This is a genomic window from Methanocalculus sp., assembly GCF_030651615.1.
GTDB lineage: Archaea > Halobacteriota > Methanomicrobia > Methanomicrobiales > Methanocorpusculaceae > Methanocalculus.
In genome coordinates this window covers 1-6,575 of the sequence record NZ_JAUSCG010000187.1, presented here as the reverse complement: position 1 = coordinate 6,575, position 6,575 = coordinate 1, and the positions used below count along the sequence as shown (strand labels likewise).

Below are 6,575 nucleotides of genomic sequence, written 5' to 3'. Positions count from 1 at the left end.
CAGGGAGTGGTTCCTGTTCGCTTACGACATTTTCCTGACCTTCGCTCTCTTTTCTCTCCCTTCTCTCCTCTTTTACGCTTTCCTCTCCGCTACTTACCAGCCCAAAGGCAGGGAGTGGTTCCTGTTCGCTTACGACATTCTCCTGACCTTCGCTCTCTTTTCTCTCCCTTCTCTCCTCTTTTACGCTTTCCTCTCCGCTACTTACCAGCCCAAAGGTAGGGAGTGGTTCCTGTTCGCTCAAGGTACTTTCTGGTTCACCATCGTAATAGATTGAGAAAACGTCTCTGCCGGTACTTGTATAGAGTGCCCCCTCATCGTCGTGGTGACCGAGAGACTCAATAGAGTGCGGATCGTAAGCTATGGGTGTAGAATCTGATGTTTCATCCTCAGAGACTGGTGTGAGCATCTCATGATGAATCCATGCGTGGAGACCACTGTCAAAATGAACACATTTCTCGTACCCGAAATTTTTTTCGGATTTGATGGTACCTATTCCATATTTCCGGTGTTTGACTCGCTGCTCCATATATATCACAGGTCCGATCTCTCTAGTACCCTTGAGGGGAACGGGTAGTGCCATCCTTCCAATCCAGATAGCATGTGTTCTTTTCCTCTCTCTTTATTGATTGGTTCAGGTACTATTGTTTAGATCTCTTCTTTCTTCAATCTTGAGGGACATTTGATGTAATCTATACCGGAGTTAAGTTGGTATTGGATTGAACACTGAATTGTGTCTCCTTGCAATACTACTGGATGATCAGATGCATCCGGAAAGATTAGCATTCCCTCTTCACCACACAATTGAGTGAGTTCCTTTCAATCCCCCGGATATGGAACCAACACCGTCTGCACGCTGGCTTACGGTGATGATCAGCGCTCAGGTGAGATTCCAGGAGATGGTTCCATACCCTGATCCGAGATTGGCAGAGATGTAGGCATTATTGATGATAAGATCCTCCGGCACCTCGAAGAGGAGGGAACACCTGGTACTCTCCTTTCGGTCAAGTGTCTTCTGTGTGTACATCTCTCCAAGTGAGGTATATTCCGGCGTTGAGACTGGCTTGTAGGATTCCTCCGGTCCGTGGAGGGTGAATGCAGAGAGTGCAGGTGTCTGGATGGTATACTTCTTCCCATCCATGTTTCCGCGATGAGTGACAACCATATACACCATGATATAGGACCTGCCTTCAGCAGCATTCAGATGCCGCGTCGCAAAACCGAGCCCCTGCCGCTCTTCATAATACAGACTCTGCATCTTCCTGGCATACTGTGGGTAGATGGAGATCTCGTTACTATTTGTTGCATCACGGTAGATCGCCGGCATGCCTGCCGGGAGGATATCATCTGGACGAAGAACCTCCGGCATCACTTCAAGGCCGGTCACATCTTCTGTTGTTCCCGGCGGCACTGTCTGGCAGTTTATGTTCCTGATCACGTTATCCAAGCGTTCGATTGCTGAGGTGAGGGAGAGATATGCTGCCCTCCGTTCACTGACGTAGTGTGGAAGTCCTTCCTTTAGGACACCGGTGACATCGATAAAGCTGCCCATCGATTCGAGGAAGAGAGCTTTTCTCCCATAGTGATGCGGCTCGACTTCAAGGGGTTCGACCTGTTCATGGAGATCTACGGCGAGATCATGCAGTCTCGCGGCATTGCTCTTGAGGGTGTTCTGATCTCCCTGATCGAGTGCAATTATGCACTGGAGTGAGAGGAGGTTGAAGCTGAATGACTCGTTCCTGAGGATCATCTGGAATATCTCATCATCTGTTGGAGGGAAGGTCAGTGTTTCGTTTTCTGTGCAGTTTTCTGCCAGGCTCTCATCTTCATTTGCCTTTGGCTTTCCGAAGTATTTTCTCAGAAACGATCTGATATCAAATGGTTCGTCTGTTGATTCTACGGATGGATCGGTATTTTGATCCTCTGAATTCTGGTTCATAACGGCTATGCTCCCGGGGTCGCCGGATGATAGCTGCCCCTCCGGAATTGCAGGAAGAGCCTGTGTGAGGATGATACTGCTGATGAGAGCGATGCCCACCAGCATGAATATATGACGACGGGAGATCATAATTGAAACCTGTAAAGCACCTTTATCGTTATGTAGTATCTTTGGATTTCCAAAATATGTATCCTGTGATCCTGATCCGGTTACAATATCTGTATCGAATAATCAGATGCTAATTGATAAAACCTTTCCCCTGATGCAGATATCTCTGTCGTGTGTCAGTGTGTTATTTCTCACACTCTGTTTTGATGCCGAGGTCTCTTTCTAGGGTCTTTTCTGTTTGTTATCCGGATCAGTGGCTTGGTTTCTCATGTGATCCTTTGCATCACCCCTTTGAGCACCTGTGATCTCAGATCAGCAACGTACTAGCTGCTACCAATCCAGTTTGTTTTTCTGTCTCCTATCCTCCGTTTAATCCGCCTATAGATCTGATGAGACACATTATTCCTACAATAATTCCGTAGTGGTAGCAGACTCAAACAGATCTGCTCTGGGATGTGTGTCTCCTTGTTTACCGGTTGACTGCATACGGGCATAACCGGCAGGATGCAGAAACACATGGAGCAAGATCAGCATAGCGCACTCACTATCCGGCAGAAGGAAAGTGTGGTAATACAAACCTGGAAACGTAATGGTTAATGCATGCGCCGCCCTTTCCAGAATAGATAGCTCACGATCTTCCGGGTTCCAGTGGAAATCACGGGGTGCGCGCAGACGACGCAAATGTGTTCGACCTGTGGTGTCATCGTGAAGAAGACACTCCCTGATCGAGTCCATACCTGCTCCCATTGCGGGTTGATTATGGATCGTGATTTGAATGCATCGATCAATATTATGAGATTGGGGCTACAATCTCTTGCAAATACTGCATGGATGCCCCTGACTTGAGTTGAGTGAGTAGTCACGATACGAAAACCTGAGCCCCCAATGACCTGCTTCCAAAAGATGGGAATGGATACTCACGCGAATTCATTGTGGCAGTCAGCCTCCTGAAGATGCAGGAGGATAGGATGGGTGGTGTCAGGTTACAGAACCATTTAACTATCATCTGATAGGCAGTGCGGATGGCTGAAGGGATTACTACGGGAGATCATTCTGGTACACTCCGTACGTGTTTCTTCTCTCCTCCTCCCGAACTCTCTGGTGGAGAAGGGTCTCTCAACTGATACCAATCACCTATGCGGATCCGAGTCAGCACAGGACCAGGTGGTCGGCTGAAGCATAGTTTATTCAATAAAAACTTCTGAGAATTACTCATGCGCACGTCCCTGCCACTCTCCTGCTGTCTCATCATACTGACTCTCCTCGTCTCTGTGGCTCCAACTGCAGCATACACTACAACGTCCACCTCCCCGGTATCTCCGGCATACCTCCCCCCACCCGGAGTGATGCCGGTGATCATCCTTACAGGAAGTCCATATGAGATGGGATACCAGTACGGTCTCCAGGTGGCAGATTCTATCGCTATTGTGCGTGACTCCTCTCTTGCATCCGCACTCTCCAGGAACTCGTATGCAGATATTGTAAACGCATCTCTGGTATCACAGGAGTATATCAGAACGGAACTGCCCGATTTTGATTTCATCCGGTTCTTCGAGGGGATCTCTGATGCGATGAATGACCAGGGAATCCCATTCTCACCACTCGATCCGATTATAATGCTCTATTATGGAAACCGCGAAGGGCCTGCGATTCAGGAGCACTGCACCGCCTTTGCGGTCTATGAAGAGAATACGAGTCTGATCGCCGGTGTCAATTATGATTACTATCCGGTTCCATCAAACTCCTATGGCGTGATCCTGGCACTCTACCCTGATGACGGATATTCGTGCATTATTCCGTCTGGTGCAGGACGAATCGGGAGTAATGCCGTTGTCAATGAACAGGGGCTGATCTCTATCGTCACCTCCGGCCCCTCACAGGGACCAGGGGATATCGGACCTGGTATCATCGGTTTTCTCGAACTCGCCTATGTGGGGATGACTGCTGCCACCGTCCCCGAAGCTGAGAATATCCTCCTCTCCATCACCCGTGGCTTCTCCTTAAACCGGCTCCTGGCTGATTCGTCAGGAGCAATGGAAGTAATCGAAGCAAGCAGGGTCAGATATGCTATTCGTGAACCGACGAAGACCAAACGGTTTGACTCCATCATCGCCACAAACCATTATTTTGAACCAGCCATGCGACCTTCCCAGCCTGTATGGGACCCACTCGAGTACAACCCATCAAGTTATTACCGGTATAGTACTGTTGAGAAGATCATCAGCGACTATCCCGGATCGGTGGATTATACCCTTTTCCAGAATATCCTCTCTTCATGCGACTGGTGGGATGGCCAGAGATGGCATAGAGATGATCCATGGAGTACCAACACCGTCAACCGGTTCCACCCTGATGTCTCCACCCTATATTCCTTCATTGCCGTACCAGGCGATGATATCGTCTCAATCTGTACAGGAAACCCGGACACTCCCATATGGGGGACTATGGCGCCTGGCCAGACCGGAACATATGTTAATATTACTGTCGGAAAGTCGCCGGAAACCCTGGTTTACAACCTCAGATCAGATGCGGAGAACGAGATGTGGGTGGCGGTGAAGACGATGAAAAAATCTGGTGATCGGGAGATGATTGCCCGGTGGAGCTCCATTCAGGAGATCTATTGGGAAGGTGTCTGGTGGCATGATCATGCAATCCTCACAGCAGATTCATATGAGAGATCTCACTCACTCTCAAAAGCTGCTACGGCCTTCTCTTTGGTGACCGCTCATGCGAAGATGGTACGTGGCGGATAATCTCTCCCCCCCTCTTCATCGACCCGATGTGAAACCCATATCTGGTATAACACCAACCATAGGGCATGGAGGTCTGGTCTTCCCGTTCCGGATTCATACTAGCCGCAATCGGATCAGCTGTCGGTATCGGAAACATATGGCGGTTCTCAACGGTCGTCGGCCAGAACGGCGGCGGTGCATACCTCATCCCTTACCTCACAGCCGTCCTCCTCGTCGGATTGCCTCTGATGATCCTTGAGATGCGGGCTGGCCAGCAGACACGGAGTGCCATCATCGCCGCCTTCGAAAAGGCTTCTATCCGGTGGGCAGGCTGGATCGTCTTACTCGTGGTAATCGGGGTCATCTCATACTATCTCGTCATCACGGGATGGACATGTGGGTACCTCGCCTTCTCCCTCACCGGAACCCTTGAGCCCTTCTCAGATTTTACGGGATCGTACCTCCCGATCTTTTTCTTCATTCTTGCAGCCATCCTCTGTGGAGCGATCGTATCATCCGGCGTTACGAAGGGGATCGAAAGGGTAACAACCGTCCTTGTCCCGCTCATCTTCATCCTCCTTATCATCATGCTCATCTTCGCAATCCGGCTCCCGGGCGCTGGTGCAGGTCTCTCTTACCTCTTCACGCCGGACTTCTCGGTTCTCTCTGATCCTCTCATCTGGGGTGCAGCCCTCGGTCAGGCGTTCTTTTCGCTCTCGGTCGGATACGGAACACTCCTCACCTATGGGGCTTACCTTGGGTCAGGTGAAAAGATCCCGCTCTCGGCGGCAACCGTCACCATCGCAGATATCTGTGCCTCCCTCCTCGCCGGGACCGTCATCTTCTCGATCGTCTTCACCTACGGCCTTGAACCAGCAGCCGGACCAGAGCTTGTCTTCACCACACTCCCCTACGCCTTTGAGCTGATGCCGTTTGGTGCGGTCTTTGCCGTCTTCTTCTTTCTCCTCGTCTTCTTTGCCGCAACAAGCTCTGCCATCTCCTTCATCGAAGTCCCAACAGCCGCCCTGGCAGGGGTCTTTGGGATATCCAGACGTTCAATGGCAGCTTTTGTCACACTCCTTCTCATCATCATCGGCATGCCTGCTGCTGCAAGCTACAGTGCCATATCCCTCAGAATCGCTGATATCCCCATCCTCGACGCAATGGACGAGGTCTTCGGGACCATCGGACTCTCAGCCTCCGCTCTCCTCCTCTCGATCGCTTTCGCCTGGCTCTTTGACCAGAAGACCCTCTGGGGGGACCTCTCGGAGAGCTCTTCTCTCATCCGGGCGGTCCCCGTCCTCTGCCGGTACGTCATACCAGCGGCCCTCCTGATCACCCTCTCCTTCCGGGTTGCCACCCTCTTCTCAATGTAAACAGAAAAACAGAGAAGTACCACCTCTCGAAGAGAAGTATATCCACCACAGTATAACTCTGTCTGGTGGTATAATTGACTCCGGAGATCCTATTCCCAGATTGCAGTGCTTTCAGCAGGTTACAGAACCAGGAACATACCTGCGGACATCAATAAGAGTGCCGTTCTGTGAAATCCGTTCAGCCAGCATCATGATCTCATGGGTGATCGACTCATCCACATAATCTTCCCCGCAGTTCATACAGATCTCTGCCGGAACCTCCTTCACCACCAGGGTTAACCCTTCACGCTCGAAGGTGATCGTAGTCTTACCGGATCGTGTCTCTCCACTCTTACAAATAACACACTTCATCATCTTCTCCTCATCTTGTTATCTATCCATTGATCAGGATGAGGAGAAGATGATGAAGTGTGTTATTTGTAA

The 6,575-nt window shown here is 50.3% G+C and carries 6 protein-coding genes; 3 read left to right on the top strand and 3 right to left on the bottom strand.

The genetic code is table 11. The annotated features are described in order from the left end of the window. Together Q7V06_RS08170 and Q7V06_RS08165 are read right to left on the bottom strand one after the other, a co-directional pair. The coding region (locus Q7V06_RS08170; protein WP_304840432.1) for a hypothetical protein at nucleotides 1-580 on the bottom strand (580 nt) is incomplete at its 3' end. A 297-nt stretch (nucleotides 581-877) separates the two neighbouring features. Further along, the gene (locus tag Q7V06_RS08165; RefSeq protein WP_304840430.1) at nucleotides 878-2,041 is read right to left on the bottom strand and encodes a hypothetical protein; all 1,164 of its coding nucleotides are present in this window, start codon (nucleotides 2,039-2,041) and stop codon (nucleotides 878-880) included. 651 nt (nucleotides 2,042-2,692) lie between these two features. Between Q7V06_RS08165 and Q7V06_RS08160 the strand changes: the two genes are divergently transcribed. The 3 genes from Q7V06_RS08160 (at nucleotide 2,693) to Q7V06_RS08150 (ending at nucleotide 6,152) form a co-directional block, all read left to right on the top strand. Beyond that, a complete protein-coding gene (locus Q7V06_RS08160) occupies nucleotides 2,693-2,890 on the top strand; it encodes a zinc ribbon domain-containing protein (RefSeq protein WP_304840428.1) in 198 nt (65 codons plus the stop codon). Nucleotides 2,891-3,258: 368 nt separating this feature from the next. Continuing rightward, a complete protein-coding gene (locus tag Q7V06_RS08155) occupies nucleotides 3,259-4,797 on the top strand; it encodes a C45 family peptidase (RefSeq protein WP_304840426.1) in 1,539 nt (512 codons plus the stop codon). 65 nt (nucleotides 4,798-4,862) lie between these two features. Beyond that, a complete protein-coding gene (locus Q7V06_RS08150; RefSeq protein ID WP_304840423.1) occupies nucleotides 4,863-6,152 on the top strand; it encodes a sodium-dependent transporter in 1,290 nt (429 codons plus the stop codon). A gap of 111 nt (nucleotides 6,153-6,263) precedes the next feature. Here the strand turns inward: Q7V06_RS08150 and Q7V06_RS08145 are convergent, their stop codons facing one another. Next, a complete protein-coding gene (locus Q7V06_RS08145; RefSeq protein ID WP_304840421.1) occupies nucleotides 6,264-6,503 on the bottom strand; it encodes a type II toxin-antitoxin system MqsA family antitoxin in 240 nt (79 codons plus the stop codon). Nucleotides 6,504-6,575 lie beyond the last annotated feature (72 nt).